The following is a 22256-nucleotide window of genomic DNA, read 5'->3' as shown; positions in this document are numbered from 1 at the left end:
CAGAGTCGACTGGCTCTCGGGCTCGACTACCTCTCGCGACCGCGTTTGCGTAGGTAGCGCTCGAACTCGGCGGCGATCGCATCGCCGCTGGCTTCGGGCAGCTCAGTGGAGTCATTGAGTTCTTCGAGTCCCTTGAGCAGCTCCACCAGATGTGGGTTGAGCGCGACCAGCTCATCAGCACCGAGTTCCCAGGCTCGGCTCTCTTCTTCGAGCACGGGAATGTCGATCTCGTGCCCGGTGTACTTCTCCACCGCCGAGGCGAGGGCCAGTTCTGCCTTGGGTGAGGGGGAGTCGGTGAGGTAGTCGGGCACGCCGACCCACAGGTTGATCGCGCGCAGCCCGCGTCTGTCGCATTCGACGCCGAGGAGGCCGAGAATGCCGATCGGACCCGAATACCCGTTGACATCGATGCCCAGATGAGTGGCGAGGCGAATGTCTTCGGTGTTCGCAACGACTGGCAGCGGTCGCGTGTGCGGGACCTCGGCGTGCAGCCCTCCGAGCAGGACCACGCAATCCTCGGCGGTGACCTCGGCGAGGATGAGGGACAGGAACTCACGCCACTTCAGACCCGGCTCATGTCCCTGAATGATGGTGATCGGGGTGCCCATGTGCTGCCCCCGATGGACTTCGATGCCCGGCCAGGCGATCGTTGCGCGGTTCGATTCGTCTCGCACGATCTCAGGTTCTGAGAATCTGAACTCATAGAAGCCGTCGGTGTCCAAGATCTCACTGTCGTTGAGTTCCCACGCATCGATGAGATCCTTGACCAGCGAACTTGCGGCTTCGGAAGCATCCGCATCCTGCCCTTCGAAGGCGATGAACACGAGTGCCCCGGACCCTGATGGAAGAAAAGTCATGCTTCCAGATTACGCTGGAATCATGACGAATCCTGCCGCAGTCCTCTGGGACATGGACGGAACTCTGGTTGATACGGAACCGTATTGGATCAGGGCCGAGACCGAACTGATGAACGCTCACGGCATTGACTGGTCCGAAGAGCAGGGCCTGGAATTCGTGGGCAATGATCTGCTCACCTCTGCGGCGATGATGCAGGACGCGGGACTCGACCTGCCCGCCCGAGAGATCGTCGACACCCTCCTCGACGAGGTCGTTGCGAAGATCGAAGCCTCAGTGCCGTTCCGTCCGGGAGCTCTTGAGTTCCTCGACGCGATCGTGAGTGCCGGAATTCCCTGCGTGATGGTCACAATGTCCTATCGCCGACTCGCCGAAGCCGTCATCTCGGCATGCCCGGAGGGCAGCTTCGTCGGCCTCATCGCCGGCGACGAGGTCAGCGCCGGCAAACCGGATCCCGAGCCCTACCTCAAGGGTGCGGCGCTGCTGGGGCTGGAACCGGGAGCCTGCGTGGCGCTCGAAGACTCAAAGCCTGGGTTGGCCAGCGCGGAAGCGGCCGGGACCATCGCCATCGGCATCCCGCACCTGGTTGAGCTCGAACAGCGCCCGGGCCGGAACCTGTGGTCGAGCCTTCAGGGGCGCGGTGTTGCTGACCTGCAGGAGCTCACGTCCCGACTATCCGTGTGATCTCCGGAGTCGGTGGGGGAGTGTTCCCCCATGCCGGGCACAGCGGTTTGAAGGTGCACCAGTTGCACAGGGGTGATTTCTTCGGACGCCAGCGATCAGCCTCGGCGGAGGCGATGATGTCCTTCCAGATCGACTCGATCTCAAACTGGGTGCGCTCGATGTCACTCATCGTGGGATGAGACTTGAGGATGGACTGCGACCCCAGATACATGAGCTGCAGAGTGTGGACGAGTTCACCCGTGAGCCGATATTCGACGAGGGCGTAGAAGCCCATCTGGAAATGGGCCTCCCTGCCGTATTGGGGTTTGGGCTGCTTTCCGGTCTTGTAGTCGACCAGACGCTTCTCACCGCCCGGGGCGACATCAACCCGATCGATGAAGCCGCGCAGCTCGAGACCGTTGTCGAGCTGGGTGCGGACATACTTCTCCGTCTGCTCCGGTTCGAGGTGCTCGGGGAACTCGAGACTGAAGTAGGCACGCAGCAGGTTTGCGGCCGTAGTGAAGAAGGTCTCCTTCTCACCCTCGTCTCCGAAGATCTCCAGCACTTCGGGGTCCTTGTCGACGAGTTCGTCCCAGCTGGGACGCAGCAGCGACTCGGCGACATCCTGGGTCCGTCGTGCAGCGGGCAGCTCAAAGAGCTTCTCGAGCACGGAGTGGACGACCGTGCCCCTGAAGGCGGCCTGCGAAGGCGGCTCCGGCAGCTTGTCGATGCTGCGGAATCGGAATTTCAAGGGACATTGTACGAAGTCGTTTGCCCGTGAGGGCGAAAGACTGATCAGCTCGGCCATGTGACTACTCTAACGACTTGCCCTGACACGACGCGTCAGAACACGTCGAGGACCCCGTCGCTGTTAGGCTGAGTAGACCCGACCCCAAGCAAGAGGAACTCCTTCCATGTCCGCGAAAAATCACCAGACTGGTGCCTCTTCGGGCTTGCGCCTGGGGACTGTTCTCGGCGCCCCGGTGATCCTGGCCTGGTCATGGTTCCTCGCCGCCATCGTGATCACGATCCTGTTCGCCCCGTGGGTGAATACCGTCCGGCCCGACCTCGGTGTCTGGGCCTGGTTCGTCGCCTTCGCGTATGCGGTCCTCCTGTTCGCGTCGGTCTTCCTCCACGAACTGGCACACGGTGTCGCCGGCCAGTTCTACGGGCTCAAGGTCGCCGCGATCGAACTCAACATCTGGGGTGGATTCACCCGGTTCGAGCCGCAGGCCGACAATCCTCGTGACAAGGCGGCGCTCACCAGCTTCGTCATCTCCATCGTCGGTCCGATCGTCAACATCGTGCTGGCGCTGCTGGGCTGGTGGTGCCTGAGCGCGGTCTCGCCGACCTCGGTGCCGTGGCTCCTGCTGATCGCGGTCACCTTCGCCAACGTCGCCCTCGGCGCGATCAACCTGCTGCCGGGCATTCCGCTCGACGGAGGGTGGGCTCTGCAGGCTCTGATGTGGAGACTGACCGGCTCGCAGTACCTGGGCACGATCGTTGCCAGCTGGGTCGGGCGAGTCATCGCCATCGGCTTCATCGGCTGGTCTGTCATCACCCCGCTGCTGGCCGGAGAGCGTCCCGACCCTCTGACGGTGGCGTGGATGTCGCTGATCGCCATCATGCTGTGGTTCTCCGCCGGAGACGCGGCAACTCACGCGAAGCGGGCCCGGAAGATGGAGACCTACGACCTCTCCCAGGTGATCCAGCCGGCTATCGCCGCAACCTGGGACGCCGATCTTGCGGACACTCTCGACTACGCGAACACGCTGGGCAATGCGAAGGAACGCACCCTCATCGTCGTCCTCGACCAGAAGGGCCTGCCCTACGGCCTCGTTGACAGGCATGCCGCTGCCGGCCGCCTCGCCGAGTCCTTGGACCAGGTCCCGGCCGGAGAAGTCGCCCGCCCCCTCGCCGGGTGGATCGGTGTCCCGAAGGACATCACAGCACCCCATCTGCTCGAGTCGCTGACACATCGCCCCAAGGCGCAATTCAGCCTGGTCATGGACGAGAACACCCTGGTGGGCGTGATCGACCTGCAGGAATTCTTCGACGAGCTTCTCGCAGCCTGAACCAGGTGTGCTGAGACACTTCCCATCAGCGTAGAGTGGACGCATCATGACTGAGGCAAGCCATACCGATCCCCGCCGGGCCCTGAAGATCGGCGAGAAGATTCAGCTCACCGACCCCAAGGGCCGTATGCACACCATCGTGCTCGCTCCCGGTGAGCTGTTCCACACCCACAAGGGACTCATCGAACACGACGCCATCATCGGTCGCACCGAAGGCATCATCGTGTCGAACACCGGGGGCATCGACTTCCAGGTCTTCCGTCCCCGCTACGAGGACTTCGTCCTGTCCATGCCCCGAGGGGCCGCGGTCGTCTATCCCAAGGACTCCGGGCTCATCGTCACCCTCGGCGACATCTTCCCCGGTGCAGTCGTCGTCGAAGCAGGCGTCGGATCCGGGGCACTGTCCATGGCCCTGCTGCGGGCAGTCGGTCCCACCGGACGGCTGCACTCCTTCGAACTGCGCGAAGAGTTCGCGACCATCGCCGCCGGGAACATCGCAGATTTCTTCGACGGACGCCCCGACAACTGGTCGGTCACCGTGGGGGACCTGAGCGAGGAGCTGCCTCAGGCCTACGAGCCAGGCACCGTCGACCGGGTCGTCCTGGACATGCTCACACCGTGGAACACTCTAGACGCGGTGAGCGGGGCTCTGGCACCCGGGGGAGTCGTCATCGCCTATGTGGCCACCGTGCCCCAGCTCTCTCGCTTCGTAGAGGCGCTGCGGGCCACCGAATGCTTCAGCGAACCTCAGTCGATGGAAGCCATGGTCAGAGGCTGGCACGTGGATGGACTCGCCGTCCGTCCCGATCACCGGATGATCGCCCACACCGGCTTCCTCGTCATCGCCCGACGCATGGCACCCGGAGTCGCCCCGTTGGAGAAGAAGAAACGACCACAGGGCGCCCCGGCATCGAGCGAAGACGTTGATGCCTGGACGAAACCGGAAGTCACCAACGAAGCCGTCGGCGCCAGAGTCGCACAGGGAAAGAAACTGCGTCGCGTCATGCGCGAAGCAGGAAAACGGTTGGACCACGACGTGTCGACTCCCGAGTCGGACACTCAAGGGTCGAAGGAGGACCAATGACCGAGACCACGCCCGAAGCCAAACGTCAGCGCGAGGACACTGCGGCATTGCGCCAACAGCTCTTCAGCGCCGGAAAACGCAACGAAGCCCTGTCGAAGACCCTGCGCACAGCACGCGATGAGCTCAACAGGATCAAGGAAGAGGCCCGTCGACTGACGGAGCCGCCGAACAACTGGGGCACGCTCATCGGGCTCGGCGATAAGGGACTGAACGCGGACGTCATCGTCGGCGGACGCCGAATGCGCGTCGCCGTCGGCCCCGAGGTGGACCCTGCCGAGCTGCGTGCCGGCACCGACGTGCTGCTCTCCGAAGGCCTCGTCATCATCGGGACCGGCTCCTTCGCCCCGGTGGGCTCGGTCGTCAACGTGCGTGAGTTCGTCGACGACACCCGCATCCTCGTCGGCGCTCCCGGCGATGATGAGCAGGTCTTCATCCTCGGCGAAGATCTCATCGACTCCGGACTGCGCGTCGGAGACGCCGTGGTCGTCGACACCCGTACTCACTACGCCCTCCAGGTTGTTGAGAAGCCGGAAGTCTCCTCGCTGCTGCTCGAAGAGGTCCCGGACATCACCTACTCCGACATCGGTGGACTGGCCGACCAGATCGGTCAGATCAAGGACGCAGTGGAGCTGCCCTTCGAACACCCTCAGCTCTACACCGAGCACGGCCTCAAACCACCCAAGGGCATCCTGCTCTACGGCCCACCCGGCTGCGGCAAGACGCTGATCGCGAAGGCCGTGGCCAACTCGCTGGCAGATCGAACCGGAGCAGGCCAGTCTCGGAAGACCTACTTCCTCAACATCAAGGGCCCCGAGCTGCTCGACAAGTACGTCGGTGAGACCGAACGTCAGCTGCGACTCATCTTCGCCCGGGCTCGGGAGAAGGCTTCGGCCGGGTTCCCCGTCGTCGTCTTCTTCGACGAGATGGAATCGCTGTTCCGCACGCGCGGCACCGGCAAGTCCTCGGACGTGGAGACGACGATCGTGCCGCAGCTGCTGACCGAGATAGATGGTGTCGAACAGCTCGACAATGTCATCGTCATCGGCGCATCGAACCGTGAGGACCTCATCGACCCGGCCATTCTGCGCCCGGGACGCCTCGATGTGAAGATCCGCATCGAACGTCCCGATGCTGATGCGGCCCGAGACATCTTCGAGAAGTACCTCACCGTCGACCTGCCGCTGCACCCGAGCGTGCTGTCAGGACATGAGACCCCCGCCGAGGCGGTGTCGGCCCTGATCTCGTTCTGTGTCGATCGCATGTTCGCCCTGTCGCCGGAGAACGAATTCGTCGAAGTCACCTATGCCGACGGAGCGAAGGAAGTCCTGCACTTCGCGGACTTCGCCTCCGGTGCCATGATCCACAACATCGTGGACCGGGCGAAGAAGAGCGCGATCAAATCTCTGCTCGAGACGGGTGAACGCGGTCTGCAGCCCAGGCACTTCGAAGAGGCCATCGCCGAGGAATTCAGCGAGCACGAAGATCTGCCCAATACGACGAATCCCGACGAATGGGCCCGAATCTCAGGACGCAAGGGGGAGCGGGTGACTCATCTGCGGATGATGCACCTGGATACGACTCGTGGAGCGCCTGCGGTGCCTTTGGAGTCGGACATCGCCGAGGTGTACCCGAACTCAGATCTGGTCTGATCCGGTCCGCCTGTTCAGCGGCGGCGTCGGCGAGGCCTGGTGCCGCCGCCGGATACGGCCGTGGCGATCATGCGCCACCCGACCAGGGTGATGAGATTGAGGCTCGTGGCCACGATCATGAAGCTCACGGGCACCTGTCCCGGCTCGCCTCCGGCACCCGTGATGCCGCGGATGACGAGGCCGATGAGGATGGTGATCGCCCAGACTCCTGTTCCCGTGGCCAAGGGCGCGATCGGACGGTCCCAGACAGCTGCGAGCAGCCAGGCGATGCCGAGTCCGACCAGGAACGGCCACGCTGTGGTCAGCAGCCCCTGGGGATCGAAATTATGAGAATGTGTGTAATGACCGATGATGGTGAAGAGGACGACCAGGACGAGGTCGACGATCAACGCGATCGGGAGATGAGATTTCTTCGTTGCCACGTCCCCGAGTCTAAACGTTAGAGGGAGTTCAGATGCTCAGTGTCCACCGCGTGATGGGGTCCGAGACCGAGTTCGGGCTGAGCCAGCCGGGCAATCCGGGCGCGAACCCGATGCGTGACTCGGCGCGTGTCGTCGACGCCTATGCGGGACAGCGCGGGCTGAAGTCGTCCCAGAACTTCTGGGACTTCGCCACGGAATCCCCTCTGGCCGACGCCCGCGGATTCTTCATGAACGTCGCCGACGCCGATATCTCCCAGCTCACCCACATGCCCCAAGAATCGGTGGAAGCACAGTACCTGGCCAACGTGGTGACTGAGAACGGTGCTCGCTACTACGTGGACCATGCTCACCCCGAATACTCCTCGCCGGAGGTGCTGACTCCGCGCGATCTCGTCACCTACGATCGGGCCGGAGACCTCGTGGCCCTGGCCTCGGTGCGCACTCTCGCGGCCACAGACGAACCCGTGAACCTCTACAAGAACAACACCGACTCGAAGGGTTCGTCCTACGGCACCCACGAGAACTACCTCGTCGACCGGGCAGTGGACTTCGACGACCTCGTCGTGGGCCTGATTCCCTTCTTCGTCAGCAGGCAGATTCTCTGCGGATCCGGTCGTGTGGGCATCGGGCGCGAAGGCGAGACCGCAGGGTTCCAGATCTCATCTCGTGCCGACTTCTTCGAAGCCGAAGTGGGGTTGGAGACCACCCTGCGCAGGCCGATTGTGAATACGCGCGATGAACCCCACGCCGATCCGGCCAAATACCGTCGACTGCACGTCATCATCGGTGATGCCACGATGGCCGAACCCGCCACCCTGGTCAGGTTCGGATCCACCTCGCTTGTCCTCGGACTCATCGAAGCCGGACTCGCCCCCACTCTCGAACTCGCCGACCCGATGCAGGCACTGTGGGATGTCAGCCATGACCTCGAACTCAGCACCAAGCTGCCCATGTCCGACGGCACAACGATGACAGCCCTCGAGATCCAGAACGCGTACCTCTCCGCCTGCCTCGAACACGCTGGTGATGACGCCGACACCAGCGAGGTCCTCGCTGAATGGAAACGACTCTTAGATGGTCTGAGCACAGACCCGCGCAGCCTCTCGGATTCCATCGACTGGGTTGCGAAATGGGTGCTGCTCGAAGGCTACCGGCAGAAGGAGAACCTCGACTGGGATCACCCGAAGCTGGCTCTCATCGACGTTCAGTACCACGATGTGCGGCCGGAGAAGGGTCTGTTCTACAAGCTCGAGAAGGCCGGGCGGATCCGACGCCTGACGACCGATGATGAGGTGGAGAAGGCGGTGACTTCAGCACCCGACGGGACTCGCGCTTACCTCAGATCCCTGGCCGTGACCCGATTCTCGCAATCGCTGGTCGCAGCGAGTTGGGACTCGCTCGTCCTCGACGCCGGAGACTACGGGATCGTGCGTCTGCCGATGAGCGAACCGCTGAAGGGCACCCGCGAACTCCTGGCCGAGCGACTGGCCGAAGTGCCCGATGCGCAGGCACTGCTGCAGGCGCTGGGAGTGGATAGACTGAAAACGACGAACGATGAAAGAGGTGCGAAATGAGTTCGCAGGAACAGGTGCAGAAGGATCATTCGGCCGGCGGGGGAGAAGCACCCGTCGATCCGCCGGAGGCCGTGCAGGGACAGATCAACACCCAGAACGTGGATTCGATCCTCGACGAGATCGACGGAGTCCTCGAAACGAATGCAGAGGAGTTCGTGCGCAACTTCGTCCAGAAGGGCGGCCAATGAGATGTCGGGGTTCTCTCCTGCATTTCTGAGCTCGACGAGCAACTCGTTCGTCGAATTCGCCCGTGCCGTGGCCCCAGAAGCGCTGCCGACCACGGCCGGGCATGATCTGGGACATCAGGTCCCTGAGGGCACGACCATCATCTGCTTCCGCACCGCCGCGGGAATCCTCATGGCCGGTGACCGGCGCGCGACGATCGGAAGCATGATCGCCTCCCACTCCATGGAGAAGGTGCGCCCGGCCGATGACTTCTCGGTCATCGGCATCGCCGGGACTGCCGGACTTGCCCTCGACCTCATCCGCCTCTACCAACTCGAACTCGAACACTACGAGAAGATCGAAGGCGCCCGCCTGTCCTTGGCCGGCAAGGCGAACCGATTGGCATCGATGCTGCGCGGCAACCTCAGCCTGGCCATGCAGGGACTGTCCGTGGTTCCGCTCTTCGCTGGAGTCGACGAGGCCACTCCTGCCGGACAGATCTTCAGCTTCGACGTCACCGGCGGCAAATACGAAGAGCACCGATTCCATTCGATCGGCTCCGGATCCGGCTACGCTCGCGGGGCGCTGAAGAAGCTGTGGCAGCCCGGTCTCGAATTCGACGCGGCGATCTCGGTCGCCGTTGAAGCACTCTTCGATGCCTCCGACGACGATTCCGCCACCGGCGGCCCCGACTTCGTCAGACAGATCGCCCCGACCATCTTCACCGTCGACCTGGAAAACGGCGTCGTCGAGGTCCCCTCCGCCGACGTGATGTCGGTTGCCGCCGAGGTCGTAGACCGTCGGACCAGGAAGGCCCAGTCATGAGCCAGGCACCGTTCTACGTCTCACCGGAACAGCTGATGAAGGACCGGGCCGACTTCGCCCGCAAGGGCATCGCCCGAGGACGGTCCGTGGTGGTTCTGCGCTACGACGAAGGCATCCTCCTGCTCGCGGAGAACCCCTCACCGACGCTGCATAAGATCGCCGAGATCTACGACCGCATCGGCTTCGCTGCCGTGGGGAAGTACAACGAATTCGAGACGATGCGCCAAGCCGGGGTGCGCTACGCCGACCTGCGCGGATACTCCTACCACCGCAGCGATGTCACCGCTCGGGGCCTGACGAACGCCTACGCACAGACCCTGGCCGGGGTCTTCACCACAGAGTCGAAGCCCTTCGAAGTCGAACTCGTCGTCGCCGAACTCGGCCTGACCGCCGACACAGATCAGCTCTACCGCCTCAGCTACGACGGCTCGGTGATGGATGAGACCGAGCACGTGGCCATCGGCGGGCAGGCCGATGCGATCACCGCAACACTGAAGGACCTGAGGACCTCGGTGATGCCGCTGAGCGAGGTCTTCGACCATGGTGTTCGCGCACTCGCCATCGCCACCTCTGGGACCTTGGCGACCAAGGATCTCGAAGCAGCGGTGCTTGATCGCAACGCCAGCGGACACCGCACATTCAAACGACTCAGCGACGCCCTGATGGTCTCGCTGCGGGAAGACGAGGACTGATGGCCAGAATCTACGGCCTCGAAACCGAATACGGTCTCGCTCACTCGGCAGGAGAGGGCGATCGACGGATCGGCCCGGAGGAGATCGCACGCTACCTGTTCCGACCCGTTGTCGAGTGGGGACGCTCCTCGAACGTGTTCCTGCCCAACGGTTCGCGGCTCTACCTTGATGTGGGATCCCATCCCGAATACGCCACCGCGGAATGCGACAAGCTCAGCGACCTCCTCACCCAGGACCGGGCAGGGGAGTCACTGATGATCGATCTGCTGAATCAGGCCCAGGCGAGTATCGAAGCAGATGGCCTCGGCGGCAGAATCCACATGGTCAAGAACAATACGGACGCGGCCGGGAACTCGTACGGCTCGCACGAGAACTTCCTCATCCGCCGCAACCTCGATTTCAACCGTCTCACCACGGTGCTGTTGCCGTTCCTCGTGTCCAGGCAGCTGTTGGTGGGGGCCGGGGCCATCATTCCCGCACAGTCCTCGTTCCAACCCGATGTCGAGGCCAACCAGTCGGAGATGATGTTCGGACTCTCGGCACGTTCGGATGTGATGTGGGAGGGACTGTCCTCGGCCACAACCCGATCACGCCCGATCATCAACGCCCGGGACGAGCCCCATGCCGACGCGGAGAAGTACCGCCGGCTGCACGTCATCGTCGGTGACTCCTCGATGTCGACAGCCACCTCGGCGCTCAAGATCGGGTCCGCCGTGCTCATGCTCGACCTCATCGAACAGGGAGCACGGATCCCCGAACACGGCCTGCGCCACCCCGTCCGCGACATCCGTCTCGTCGCCAGGGACCTCACGGGCTCGGTCAAACTCGAACGCACCGACGGGACGACGATCACCCCGCTGAATCTGCTCGCCGACTATCGAGACCGTGCTCGAGTCATCGTCGACAACGGCGACCACAGCCTCGGCGACGATGGCATGGCCGAATACGTCATCGACCTGTGGACCAGAATGCTTGAGGCGGTCGAGTCTCAGGACTTCTCCGCCGTTGACCACGAGATCGATTGGGTGATGAAGAAGACCCTCATCGATCGAGCCCTGGCCCGGGGCATCGATGACGTCACGGATGCCCGCATCTCCCGCCTCGACATCGCCTATCACGACATCACTCCCGAGACCGGCCTGTTTCCGAAGCTGGAGCGGACAGGGATGGCGAAGAACCTGGTCTCCGCCGAGGCACGGGAGAAGGCGAAGGACATTCCGCCGACGAGCACACGAGCAGCGATCCGCGGCGAATTCGTCCGTGCCGCTCATGCCGCACGCCGAGACTACACGGTCGACTGGGTGCATCTGCGACTCAACGACGAATCCGGTCGGGCCGTGGCACTGAAGAACCCCTTCGAGCCCACACACCCACAGGCCGAAGCTCTCATCGCGGGCCTGTAAGATCTCAGTGATCTGGTCTTGAACGAAAGGAACCACGTGCGCACAAAAGTGCTCGCCGTCATCGCGGCCGCCACACTGCTGCTGTCCGCCTGCGGGCAGGGCGAGGAGGCGGAGGACACTGCAAGTGCCCCGGCTTCCGTCTCGGCCGAAGACGCGAAGTCGACCAGCCTCGACGACGTCACCGTCAAGGGCAAGGTCGGGGAGAAGCCGAAGGTCAGCTTCGAGGCACCCCTGGTCGTCGACAAGACCGGGAAGTCGGTCATCAGCGAAGGCAAGGGTGACAAGGTCGCCGACGGCGAACAGGTCACCGCGCAGATGACCCTGATCTCGGGCACGACCGGGAAACAGATCGAGTCGAGCTACGACTCGAAGTCACCGGCCGGGTTCCCCATGGACAAGAGCCAGATCTCCGAGGATCTGTACAACGCGCTTTTGGACGCGAAGGTCGGGTCGCGTGTGCTCATGTCGCTCAACGGCAGCGCACAGGAGGGTCAGCCCGCTGAGACGCTCGTCTCCCCCGCCGACATTCGAAATACCACGAAGCCGCTGACTCGCGCCGAAGGCAAGAAGATCGACCAGTCGAAGAACCCCGTGACCGTCAAGTGGGCAGACAACGGTGAACCCTCGATCTCGAAGCCCAAGGGCAAGGCCCCGAAGGAACTCGAGTCGTACACCACGATCGAGGGCGAGGGACCGAAGGTCAAAGAGGGCCAGAACGTGGCCGTGCACTACTCCGGTTGGCTCTGGGACGACAATTCGAAGTACTTCGACTCGAGCTGGCAGGATGGTCGTGGACCCTTCGCCGTCGACCCAGTCGGTCAGGCTCAGGTCATCGACGGATGGAACGAAGGTCTCGTCGGTGCGAAGGTCGGCAGCCAGATCGTCCTCGTCATTCCGCCCGACAAAGGATATGGAGAGCAGGGCAGCCCGCCGAGCATTCCCGGCAACGCCACCCTCGTGTTCGTCATCGACGTCCTCTCCGCTCAGGGCTGAGACTCAGTTCGCGAAGAACTGGGTCCCTGAACACCACAGAACCACGACATAAGGAGACACCATGAGCAAGCAGAAACCAGTCGTCGAATTCCCCGGAACAGAGGCTCCGACCGAACTCGTCATCGTTGATGACATCATCGGTGACGGCGCCGAGGCGGCTCCCGGTCATACCGTGAGCGTGAACTACGTCGGCATCGCCCATTCAACCGGTGAAGAGTTCGACGCCTCCTACAACCGCGGGACCCCGCTCGAGTTCCGTCTCGGATCCGGCATGGTCATCTCCGGCTGGGATCAGGGAATCCAAGGCATGAAGGTCGGCGGTCGGCGTACGCTGCAGATCCCACCGCACCTGGCCTACGGCGATCAGGGTGCAGGCGGCGTCATCAAGCCCGGCGAATCACTGATCTTCGTCTGCGATCTCGAAGGCGTCCGCTGAGACACTGAAAACTGATGAGCTCTCCTCAGCCCTGGGGCTGAGGAGAGTGTGGCCGCCGCGGCTTCAGAGCTCGGCGGCCAGCCTGCCCGCCGCGGCGGCAGCGAGAAACGCTGCCGCATCGGCGGGCAGCTTTCGTCCCATCGTCGACAGAGCCACCGGTGAGGACTTGAGCCCGGACCACAGTCCCTCCAGGCTCACGTCGACCTGATTGTGCATGTGCAGCATCGGCAGCTGTGCCGCTGCGACCTCGGCCACGACGGCGGGGTCGGTGTCCATCTCTCGACGGTCCGCCTCGGCGAGGGTGGAGAAGTCCGGGACCGGAATCGTCATTCCGGGGCGGGCGATCTCTGCCAGAGAGGTCAGCGAATGGTGGGAGATGCCGAAGTGTCTGCCCCGAGCATCGGCATTGGACATCCGGAGGACACCTACCGGGGTCCCGCCCAGCAGGGCAGCGGCATTGAGGTGCTCGCCGGTGACCAGACCCGAATAGCCGTATTTGGTGCCGGTGCCCAGGTTCCCCGGACCCTGCGCGACGATGGTGATATCGGCGCCCAGAACATGTTTGGCGGCCAGCAGTCCGGTGTGAATGGTCACAGCTTCGAGATCGGCACCCCAGGATTGGCCGGTGCTGATCGTTCCGTGCAGCCAGCCGGCGTCCTTGAGCCCGGCGGCGGCTTGGGAGAAGCTGGCGGGCAGTGCCGCACCGTCGCTGAGGACATAGGCGATCCGTGCCTCGGGCCGCACCGTCCGGATGCCGGCGATGATGGCAGGCAGCGCCGAATGCAGGTCCGCAGCGAGCACCGGCATGTCGTGCAGCGTCTCTTCGCTGGCGAGGGTCTCGTGGTGCTCCGATTCCTGATCGTCGACGCCGAGGACCATCGTCTGCAGAGGGGAGTAGCGGTCCTTGACCAGATGCCCCGGCCCCTCCGGCGGGTCGGCCGGAAGCGCATCGGGCAGGGCGATGACGAGACCGAAACCACCGGTGCCCAGACGTTTGGTCAGAGCCGAGACGTTGAGCAGGACCGTGTCTCCGACCTGCGGATGCCCGATCGCCTCGGTGTACGCCACGGCCTTGATGTGTGTGATCGTCGTGCCTGGCAGCGCCTGGTCAATATCGGCCTCGACCTCTGTGTATCCTGGCCGGGTGGAGCGAATCGTGGTCACGGTTCCTCTGCGCCAATGAATCATGGTCCTAAGACTATCGCCCGCATTAGGTTACGGTGGAATTGTGAATGCACCCCGCGCCAGTCGACAGAGGCAGCAGACCGAGCGTCTGATGAACCTGCTGATCGCTCTGAGAGCCGCCCGCGGATGGGTCTCCAGGAAGACCCTGATGAGTGCCATCGACGGCTACGCAGGCCTTGACGACATCGCCTTCGACCGCAAGTTCTCCCGTGACAAGGAGCTGTTGCGGCATATGGGGATCACGATCGCCACCCGAGCCGAACACGATGCCTATTCGGATACCGGGGAGACGGGTTACCGGATCTCCGCCGATGACTATGCCATGGACGACGTTGAGCTCACCCCTGCCGAAGCGGCGGCGGTAGCCGTGGCGGCACAGTTCTGGTCCGATACCGAACTCGGCGAGTCCAGTTCTCAGGCCCTGACGAAGCTTCGTGCCCTTGGCATCGACCTCACCGAGGCAGGACCAGGTCGTGTCGAAGCCAACCAGGGTCCTGCCGCACGCAAGCTCGGCAGCGTGAACTTCGCCACCGCCCTCCACCACATCAACGCACGTGAGGCCATCAGCTTCAAATATCACAAACCAGGTCAGAGCCCCCGCAAGGTCAAGCTCGAACCCTATGCGCTGCTCAGCCGCGGTGACCGTGTCTACCTCCTCGGCCACGACATCGACCGTGGTGCTCAGCGCACCTTCCGGCTCTCCCGGGTCGAGGGCAAGCTGACGAAGCTCGGCGGCCGCGACCCCGGTGACTACGAGATTCCCGCTGACTTCGCACCCCACGTGGCCTTGAACTCGAGCACGGAGATGGCTGTCGTCGCCGAGGCGAAGCTGCGCATCCGTGCCCACCGTGCCGACCCGCTGGTCCGGCGACAGGTCCGCACCGAGGACGATGCCATCATCGTCGAATTCACCGATGCGGCCTCACTTGCCGCGGAGATCGTGAGCTTCGGAACAGCAGTCGTCGTGCTTGAGCCTGCGGAACTGGTCCAGGCTGTCGACGATCGTCGGCACACGGTCAGGGAGTCCCTCAAACGACTCGGAGGTCGCAATGTCCTCAGCGCGTGAACGACTCACCCGGCTGCTGAGCCTGGTGCCCTATCTCGATGCCCATCCGGGAGCAGATCTCGAGGAGACCGCCGGATATTTCAACATCGACTCGGACACCCTCATCGATGACCTGCAGCTCCTCTTCGTCACCGGTCGGCCCGGGCACATGCCCGATGATCTCATCGATGCCAGCTGGGAAGGCGGGAAGATCTACATCTCCAACGCCGAGGAGGTCTCCGTCCCGGTCCGCCTCAGTGCGGAGGAGGCAGGGGTTCTCGTCCTGGCTCTCGAACTCATCGATACGCTGCCGGGTCTCGACACTCAGGCAGTGCGGACGGCGGCAGAGAAACTCAGGCTGGCGGCGGGGGAGAACCTGCACACCCCGGTCGAGGTCAGTCCGATCCCCGCTGATGAGGAGCTCATGACCTTCCTTAAGCAGGCCATCGACGCCGAGGCCGCGGTCGAGATCGACTACTACGTCGCTTCCCGAGACGAACTCACTCGGCGGATCGTCGCCCCCAGCCGGCTCGTCCCCGGCGCAGACTGGTACCTGGATGCCTGGTGCTACAGCGCCCAGGCTCCGCGGCGCTTCGCCCTGAGCAGCATCCGCTCCTGGAACTCCGCTGTTCATCCTCCACTGGGCGTCGGCGATCAGCAGTCGAGTGCGCATGAGGTCACCATGACACTGGCCCCGGATGGAGCATGGCTCGCGGATGAACTCGAGTTGAGTGAGCGTGAATACTTCGCCAACGGTGAGCCAAGTGTGCGGATTCGATTCCTTGTGCACTCCGTCGACTGGTTGAGTCGTTTCCTGCTGTGCCATGCCGACGTCATCACCGACATCGACGACAGCGACGCGGTGGAAGCCGCGCTGCAGCGCCTGGGCTGAGCCCGGTCTTCGCGTTCCCGCCCTGCCGTGCGGCGAGGATGAAAGGCACAGCCACAGAGCGTAGAATCTTTCACAGCAGACAACAGTCAAGGAGTCCCCATGAAACCGAGTTTCGTGCAGATCGCGATCGTGATCCTCATCATCGTGATCATTTTCGGCGCACCCAAGCTGCCGGCGCTGGCCAGAAGCCTTGGTCAGTCGATGAAGATCTTCAAATCCGAGGTCAAGGATCTCCGTGATGACGACGAGCCCAAGAAGACGGAACCGGGCGAACTCAACCGCGAAGCGACCGAAAACGACACCTCGACAACCGCCGAGGCTGCTCGAAAGCCTGAGCAGCCTGCGAAGGAAAAGCAGGATCCGCAGTCTCACGAGAAGTGAAAGAGCACAACAACCGGCGTTCGGCTTCGGCACGTAGGAAGAATCCCGAACGGAAGATGCCCGTCGTCGGGCATCTCATCGAACTCCGCAACCGCAGCCTTGTCGCGGCGATCGCAATCGCCCTCGGAGCCGTCGCCGGATGGTTCCTCTACGACCCGGTCCTCGACATCCTGCAGGAGCCGATCCGCAGCATCCGAGCCTCGGGGGACCGGACCGCGGAGATCAACTTCGCCGGAGTCGCCTCCCCGTTCGACCTGAAGATCAAACTGTCGTTCTTCATCGGCATCTTCCTGTCCTGTCCGATCTGGCTCTACGAGGTCTGGGCGTTCATCGTTCCGGGGTTGACGAAGAAGGAGAAGCTGTACTCCGTCGGCTTCCTCGGCGCAGCCATTCCGCTGTTCCTCGCGGGCTCGACCATGGCCTTCTTCGCCCTTCCCAACGCCGTCAAAGCACTGACGTCCTTCACGCCGGCAGGCGGCACCAACATCATCCCCGCCCAGGACTACCTGAGCTTTGTGATGGTCATCATCGTGGTCTTCGGACTCGCATTCGTCCTGCCGGTACTCATGGTCGGACTCAACATGTTGGGTATCCTCTCAGCCGTCAGGATCCAGAAGTCCTGGCGGGTGATTGTGATGATCGTGTTCCTGTTCGCCGCCATCGCCACCCCCACCCCCGACGCCATGTCGATGTTCTTCCTGGTCATCCCGATGCTTACGCTGTTTGCTGTGGCATGGGTGATCTGCCTGTTCAGCGACCGGAGACGCAAGAGACGACTCATCGCCCAGGGCCTGTGGGTCGACCCCGACGAACCGATTGACTGAGAGAGCCATGACTGAATCCGAGAGCCCGATCCAATCCTCAGCCGAGACCGAGACGCTGAGCCCCTCGGCGGCCTATGCCGACTACAAGGACCGGACGAAGAAGGCCCAGACTCCTTTAGGGCGGTTCTCGGCCAGAATGGAATTCGAGCTCGACGACTTCCAGCTTGAGGCCTGCGCCCAACTGCAGGACGGCAAAGACGTCCTCGTGACCGCCCCCACCGGAGCGGGTAAGACTCTGATCGCGGAATTCGCTGTGGAGCTGGCCAGAGACGAAGGCAAACGGGTCTTCTACACGACCCCGATCAAGGCGCTGAGCAATCAGAAGTTCAATGACCTGATGGACGTCCACGGCGTGGAGAACGTCGGTCTGCTCACCGGCGACACCTCGATCCGGCGTGACGCGCCGATCATCGTCATGACCACCGAGGTCCTGCGCAACATGCTCTACAACGATGTCGCTGGGCTCTCTGATCTCGGTTTCGTCGTCCTCGACGAGGTTCACTACCTGGCCGACCGTTTCCGTGGTCCCGTGTGGGAAGAAGTGATCATCCATCTGCCGGACCGGGTGCAGATGGTGTCGCTGTCGGCAACGGTGTCCAACGTCGAGGAATTCGGTGCCTGGCTGAGCGAGGTACGCGGACCCACCACCGTCGTCTCCACCTCCCACCGGCCCGTGCCGCTGGTCAACCATGTCCTCGTCGGCCACCGCATGTACGATCTGTTCACCCACCACGACTCCGACCGAATCGATCCTGCGCTCAATCATGCGACTCGGACCCACGGCGGGCCCCGTTCCAAGCGTGAACGAGCCACTAGGGCCCGTTTCCGCAGGCCCAGCCGCACCCAGGTCGTGTCCTCTCTGGCAGAGGCCGGAATGCTGCCGGCGATCATGTTCATCTTCTCGCGCAATGCCTGTGACGAAGCGGTCGAACAGTATCTGAGCTCGGGCTTCGACCTGAACTCACGTGAAGAGAAGGTCATCGTCAACGCCGCACTCGAAAAGCTGCGCGATGAACTGGCCAGCGAGGATCTGGGCATCCTCGGGTTCCATTCGTTCCGCGAAGGTCTTCTCCTGGGAGTCGCCGCCCACCATGCGGGAATGATCCCGCAGTTCAAACAGCTCGTCGAGGAGCTGTTCTCCCAAGGAATCATCAAGGTCGTCTTCGCCACGGAGACCCTGGCATTGGGCATCAACATGCCTGCCCGCACCGTGGTTCTTGAGAAGCTGGTGAAGTTCAACGGAGAGGCCCACGTCTCGATCACGCCGGGGGAGTACACCCAGCTGACCGGACGCGCAGGGCGCCGCGGCATCGACCAGATCGGCCATGCCGTAGTCATCTGGCATCCCAGCTTCGAAGTCAACGAGATCGCTGGGCTGGCATCCAACCGCTCCTATGCACTCAATTCTGCGTTCGGACCCACCTACAACATGACAGCCAACCTGCTGTCCCGGATGAGCTCCTCCGAGGCTGCGAAGGTCCTGGAGACCTCGTTCGCACAATTCCAGGCGGACAAGGCCGTCGTGGGGTTGGCGAAGAAGGTGCGCAAGAACGAGGCCACGATCGCGGCCTATGAGAAGTCGATGAAGTGCGATCTGGGCGATTTCGCTGAGTACGCGCGATTGCGGCAGGCCATCAGCGATACCGAGAAGCAGGAGACTCGCACGAAGTCGAAGAATCGGCAGCGTGAGATCGTCGAGTCCCTGACCGCTCTCAAGATCGGCGATGTCGTCACCCTGCCGACGAAGCGAGTCGAAGGCGCAGCGGTCATCATCGCACCCATGAGCTCCCGGGATGGGGGTTCCAGACTGCCGACAGTGTTGACCGAACAGGGCAAAGTCTGGCACCTGCGGCCCCACGAGGTGACCGCGCCGCTGCCAGCCCAGGGTCGAGTTCGAGTGCCGAAGAAGTTCAACCACCGCCAGGCAGGGGACCGCCGGCAGCTGCTGGGCATCCTCAACGACGCCATCCACGAGGGTAAGGTCGATCACGAGGCACATTGGGAGTCCAAACCAGGTTCCCCGGGTGTGAGCTCGAGCGTGACGGAGATGACCGCGCAGCTGCGTGCCCATCCCTGTCATGACTGCCCCGACCGTGAGATGCACGCCAGGTGGGCCAACCGAGCGGCCAAACTGGTCAAGGAGAACGATTCGCTCATCGCTCGCATCGAAGGCAGGACGACCTCGATCGCCCTCGTCTTCGAACGTGTTCAGGATGTGCTGCGCACCCTCGGCTTCGATCCCGAGCAGTCCGATATGCTGCGCCGCATCTACGGGGAACGAGACCTGCTCGTGGCACTGACCATCCGAGCCGGGCTGTGGGACAACCTCGTCGAACCTGAACTCGCAGCATTCGCATCGTGCTTCGTCTTCCAGTCACGGCGCGCCGACACACTCCATTCGGAGCGCGCACCCAGCCGCGACCTCAAGGTCAACGGCGACGAAGCGGTGACGATGTGGCGCAAGCTCTTCCAATTGGAGGAGCAGCACGCGCTGTCGACGACTCAGGAACCCGACCGGGGCCTGTTCAAACCGATGTACCGCTGGACCGAAGGCAAGAACCTCGCCGATTCCCTGCGCGGCACCGACATCGCCGCTGGCGACTTCGTCCGGTGGGCCAAACAGAGCCTTGACCTCCTCGGTCAGGTCGCCGAGGTGGCCGAACCGGAGACCGCTGTGCGCATCCGGCGGACCATCGAAGCCATCCGTCGCGGAGTCGTCGCAGACTCCTGACAGTTGGTCTGCCAGGGGTGACAGCTGGTCTGCCTGCGGCAGTGACCGCCGGGCTCTCCCTAAAACGGGGTGGCCCGGCGACTGCTCAGCGCTTGACCTTCTTGACGATGTTCTCGATGTCGGAGCCGAATGCGCTCTCCGTGGTCAGGTAGGTCCATGTCGACGACGGACGTTTGAGCCCGTGCGAGGCCAGGTCGATACCCGTATCAGTGAACTCTGCCTCTTCGACAGTCGATGCGGAATCGTCGATGACATCGGACCAGAAGGTGGAGAACACGCGGATCGATTCCGTGTTGAATGCCTCGTGCGGCTTCTCACGGGCGAAGGTGCGCAGATGAATGCCCTCACGCAGGTCGTTGAGGAAGGCAAGGTGATCGACCCAACGTGCGTCGAGATGGAAGAGCATGACCTCGCGCAGCGTCTCATCGACGAGCTCCTGAGGATGGTCCTCCGCCAGGTTCTCGGCCACATCCCCGAGGCGGGTCTTGAGTTCGTCGATAGCCTCATCATCGACACGCAGCTCCCTGCGCCGGGCGAGGACGAGATCGCGCTGCTTGGCCATGAGTTCGTTGAACTTCCACGTGTCGCGATGCAGTGCCGTGTTCTGACCTTCAGCGATACGCTGCGCGTGTTCGACGAGGCTCAGCGCGCGCTTGGACTCGATCCAACCGGTCTCATCTCCCTCGGAGACGAAGCGTTGGATCTCGGGCACACGAGTCAGCAGCTCGTCCTCGAGGCTGGTGAAGAACACCGAGGTTCCCGGGTCACCCTGACGACCTGCACGACCGCGCAGCTGGTCATCAAGTCGTGAGGACAGGTAGCGACCGGCGCCGATGACCAGCAGGCCACCGGCCTCGGCGACGCTGTCATCGGCCAGCCGAATGTCGGTGCCGCGTCCAGCCATCTGAGTTGAGACGGTGACGGCACCGGGGGCACCAGCGGCGGCGATGACCTCAGCCTCGAGCGAGTCATCCTTGGCGTTGAGGACCGTGACCTCGATGCCGCGTTCGACCAGTCGCTCGGCCAGGGATTCGCTCTCTGCCACCGATGAGGTGCCAATGAGCACCGGACGGTCCTTGGCATGGTTCTCAGCGACCTCCTCGACGATCGCGCGTTCCTTCGACTCCTGATAGGTGTAGAGGCGGTCGGGTTCGTCATTGCGGATGACAGGCAGGTGGGTGTCGACGGGAACGATCTCAAGGTTGTAGAACTCACGCAGGTCATCTCCGACTGCCAGCGCGGTGCCCGTCATTCCGCAGACCGTTTTGTAACCGTGGATGAGTTCTTCGACGGTCATCTGGTCGAGGATCTCTCCGCTTTCGGTGGTGCCGACGCCTTCCTTGGCCTCAACTGCGGCCTGGAGTCCGTCGGGCCAGCGCTGCAGCTCGGCGACGCGCCCGCGGGAGGCCGAGATGAGTTTCACCCTTCCGTCGACGACAAGGTAGTCGACATCGCGTTTGACCAGGGACTTCGCATACAGGGCGAGGTTGACTGCTGCGAGGTCGGACGCGTCTTCGTCGAAGAGCTCGACACCGAGTTCCGTCTCCACTCGGGTGATGCCTGCATCTGTGAGGGAAACAGCTTGGTGATCCGGGCTGATCTCGTAGTCGACGTCTGGCTCGAGTTTCTCGGCGAGTGCTGCGATCGCAGCGTTGGCATCTTCAACACTGGCCGAGCCGGCGAGGACGAGTGGGACACGCGCCTCGTCGATGAGCACGGAGTCGGCCTCATCGACGATGACGACATCGCGGTCCGGGACACGGATCTGGTCATCGTCGGTGACGAATCGGTCGCGGAGGACATCGAATCCGACCTCGGTGACGGAGGCGTAGAGAACCTCAGCGCCATAGGCCTCACGGCGTTCGGTCTCACTTTGGGTCCCGGAGATCGACGCCGACTTCACACCCAGGAGGTCGAAGAGCGGCTTCATCCAGGTACGGTCGCGGACTGCGAGGTAGTCGTTGACGCTGACGACGTGGACGCGACGTCCCTGCAGGGCGTATCCAGCGGCGGCGAGAGCACCGACGAGGGTCTTACCCTCACCGGTGGCCATCTGCACGATATTGGCCTTCAGGAGCCCGACGAGACCCTTGATCTGCGTGTCATAGGCACGTTCGTCCAGGGACCGTTCGGCAGCCTCACGGGCCAGCGCGCAGTAGCGGACGAGGTTGTCCTGGGCAGAACCTGAGGTGAAGATGTCGGCAGCTGCCTCGGTCAGGCCGCTGTCATCGAGCTCCGCGTATTCACGACTCGCGGCCGCCATATCGTCGGCGGCCTTGTCGAACCATCCCGTTGCTTTGTCGGCCTGGGCGCCGGGTCGGTTGAGCAGTCGTGAGAAGAAACCCATTATCGTCCTTTGTCG

At 63.1% G+C, this 22256-nt stretch carries 21 protein-coding genes; 16 read left to right on the top strand and 5 right to left on the bottom strand.

The window, feature by feature from the left end; genetic code table 11:
- Positions 1-26: 26 nt before the first annotated feature.
- Complete coding sequence (locus tag CXR25_RS09975; protein ID WP_009881303.1) at positions 27-857, bottom strand: proteasome assembly chaperone family protein; 831 nt, start codon at positions 855-857, stop codon at positions 27-29.
- A gap of 22 nt (positions 858-879) precedes the next feature.
- Here CXR25_RS09975 and CXR25_RS09970 point away from each other — a divergent pair, with 22 nt between their 5' ends.
- Entirely contained in the window at positions 880-1539 is a 660-nt protein-coding gene (locus CXR25_RS09970) for an HAD family hydrolase (RefSeq protein ID WP_029416458.1), read from the top strand.
- Here the strand turns inward: CXR25_RS09970 and CXR25_RS09965 are convergent.
- On the bottom strand, positions 1517-2326 hold the full coding sequence (locus tag CXR25_RS09965; RefSeq protein ID WP_029416455.1) for a RecB family exonuclease: 810 nt from the start codon (positions 2324-2326) through the stop codon (positions 1517-1519). The genes CXR25_RS09970 and CXR25_RS09965 overlap by 23 nt on opposite strands.
- Positions 2327-2432: 106 nt before the next feature.
- Between CXR25_RS09965 and CXR25_RS09960 the strand changes: the two genes are divergently transcribed.
- Genes CXR25_RS09960 through arc form a run of 3 tightly spaced genes read left to right on the top strand, consistent with a single transcriptional unit; the run spans position 2433 to position 6326 of the window.
- The gene (locus CXR25_RS09960) at positions 2433-3593 is read left to right on the top strand and encodes a site-2 protease family protein (RefSeq protein ID WP_009881300.1); all 1161 of its coding nucleotides are present in this window, start codon (positions 2433-2435) and stop codon (positions 3591-3593) included.
- 46 nt (positions 3594-3639) lie between these two features.
- A complete protein-coding gene (locus tag CXR25_RS09955; protein WP_009881299.1) occupies positions 3640-4677 on the top strand; it encodes a tRNA (adenine-N1)-methyltransferase in 1038 nt (345 codons plus the stop codon).
- Positions 4674-6326, top strand: coding sequence for a proteasome ATPase (arc, locus tag CXR25_RS09950; protein WP_009881298.1), 1653 nt, complete (start codon positions 4674-4676; stop codon positions 6324-6326). Before CXR25_RS09955 ends, arc begins: the two co-directional genes overlap by 4 nt.
- A gap of 14 nt (positions 6327-6340) precedes the next feature.
- On the opposite strand, the gene CXR25_RS09945 is transcribed toward arc, so the two are convergent.
- On the bottom strand, positions 6341-6748 hold the full coding sequence (locus CXR25_RS09945) for a DUF3054 domain-containing protein (protein WP_069600207.1): 408 nt from the start codon (positions 6746-6748) through the stop codon (positions 6341-6343).
- Positions 6749-6780: 32 nt separating this feature from the next.
- Between CXR25_RS09945 and dop the strand changes: the two genes are divergently transcribed.
- From dop to CXR25_RS09910, 7 genes are all read left to right on the top strand, one after another.
- Positions 6781-8322: a depupylase/deamidase Dop gene (gene dop, locus CXR25_RS09940; RefSeq protein WP_069600206.1), complete on the top strand. Its 1542-nt coding sequence runs from the start codon at positions 6781-6783 to the stop codon at positions 8320-8322.
- On the top strand, positions 8319-8510 hold the full coding sequence (locus CXR25_RS09935; protein ID WP_009881295.1) for a ubiquitin-like protein Pup: 192 nt from the start codon (positions 8319-8321) through the stop codon (positions 8508-8510). Before dop ends, CXR25_RS09935 begins: the two co-directional genes overlap by 4 nt.
- A 1-nt stretch (position 8511) precedes the next feature.
- On the top strand, positions 8512-9312 hold the full coding sequence (gene prcB / locus CXR25_RS09930; RefSeq protein ID WP_180957319.1) for a proteasome subunit beta: 801 nt from the start codon (positions 8512-8514) through the stop codon (positions 9310-9312).
- Positions 9309-10004, top strand: a complete 696-nt coding sequence (gene prcA, locus CXR25_RS09925; protein WP_096161967.1) for a proteasome subunit alpha — start codon at positions 9309-9311, stop codon at positions 10002-10004. Before prcB ends, prcA begins: the two co-directional genes overlap by 4 nt.
- Positions 10004-11407 (top strand): Pup--protein ligase, encoded by a 1404-nt coding sequence (gene pafA / locus CXR25_RS09920; RefSeq protein WP_096161968.1) that lies wholly within the window; start codon positions 10004-10006, stop codon positions 11405-11407. The genes prcA and pafA overlap by 1 nt, the downstream gene beginning before the upstream one ends.
- 36 nt (positions 11408-11443) lie before the next feature.
- Positions 11444-12400, top strand: coding sequence for an FKBP-type peptidyl-prolyl cis-trans isomerase (locus CXR25_RS09915; protein ID WP_241212326.1), 957 nt, complete (start codon positions 11444-11446; stop codon positions 12398-12400).
- Positions 12401-12461: 61 nt separating this feature from the next.
- Positions 12462-12836, top strand: a complete 375-nt coding sequence (locus tag CXR25_RS09910; protein ID WP_009881290.1) for an FKBP-type peptidyl-prolyl cis-trans isomerase — start codon at positions 12462-12464, stop codon at positions 12834-12836.
- A gap of 63 nt (positions 12837-12899) precedes the next feature.
- Here CXR25_RS09910 and CXR25_RS09905 read toward each other — a convergent pair whose 3' ends face one another.
- The gene (locus tag CXR25_RS09905; RefSeq protein WP_029416450.1) at positions 12900-14024 is read right to left on the bottom strand and encodes a DUF3866 family protein; all 1125 of its coding nucleotides are present in this window, start codon (positions 14022-14024) and stop codon (positions 12900-12902) included.
- Positions 14025-14064: 40 nt separating this feature from the next.
- On the opposite strand from CXR25_RS09905, the gene CXR25_RS09900 reads away from it, so the two are divergent.
- From CXR25_RS09900 to CXR25_RS09880, 5 genes are all read left to right on the top strand, one after another.
- On the top strand, positions 14065-15087 hold the full coding sequence (locus CXR25_RS09900; RefSeq protein ID WP_236850405.1) for a helix-turn-helix transcriptional regulator: 1023 nt from the start codon (positions 14065-14067) through the stop codon (positions 15085-15087).
- Complete coding sequence (locus CXR25_RS09895) at positions 15071-15958, top strand: WYL domain-containing transcriptional regulator (RefSeq protein ID WP_009881287.1); 888 nt, start codon at positions 15071-15073, stop codon at positions 15956-15958. Before CXR25_RS09900 ends, CXR25_RS09895 begins: the two co-directional genes overlap by 17 nt.
- Positions 15959-16057: 99 nt before the next feature.
- Positions 16058-16339 (top strand): Sec-independent protein translocase subunit TatA, encoded by a 282-nt coding sequence (gene tatA, locus CXR25_RS09890; protein WP_009881286.1) that lies wholly within the window; start codon positions 16058-16060, stop codon positions 16337-16339.
- A complete protein-coding gene (tatC, locus tag CXR25_RS09885; RefSeq protein WP_307722867.1) occupies positions 16336-17163 on the top strand; it encodes a twin-arginine translocase subunit TatC in 828 nt (275 codons plus the stop codon). The genes tatA and tatC overlap by 4 nt, the downstream gene beginning before the upstream one ends.
- A gap of 7 nt (positions 17164-17170) precedes the next feature.
- Entirely contained in the window at positions 17171-19894 is a 2724-nt protein-coding gene (locus CXR25_RS09880) for a DEAD/DEAH box helicase (protein ID WP_114384905.1), read from the top strand.
- 85 nt (positions 19895-19979) lie between these two features.
- On the opposite strand, the gene secA2 is transcribed toward CXR25_RS09880, so the two are convergent.
- A complete protein-coding gene (gene secA2, locus CXR25_RS09875; protein WP_009881283.1) occupies positions 19980-22241 on the bottom strand; it encodes an accessory Sec system translocase SecA2 in 2262 nt (753 codons plus the stop codon).
- Positions 22242-22256 lie beyond the last annotated feature (15 nt).

This window comes from Brevibacterium aurantiacum (assembly GCF_003932995.1).
In the GTDB taxonomy this organism is placed as follows: Bacteria; Actinomycetota; Actinomycetes; order Actinomycetales; family Brevibacteriaceae; genus Brevibacterium; species Brevibacterium aurantiacum.
This window is presented reverse-complemented; position numbering and strand designations above follow the sequence as displayed.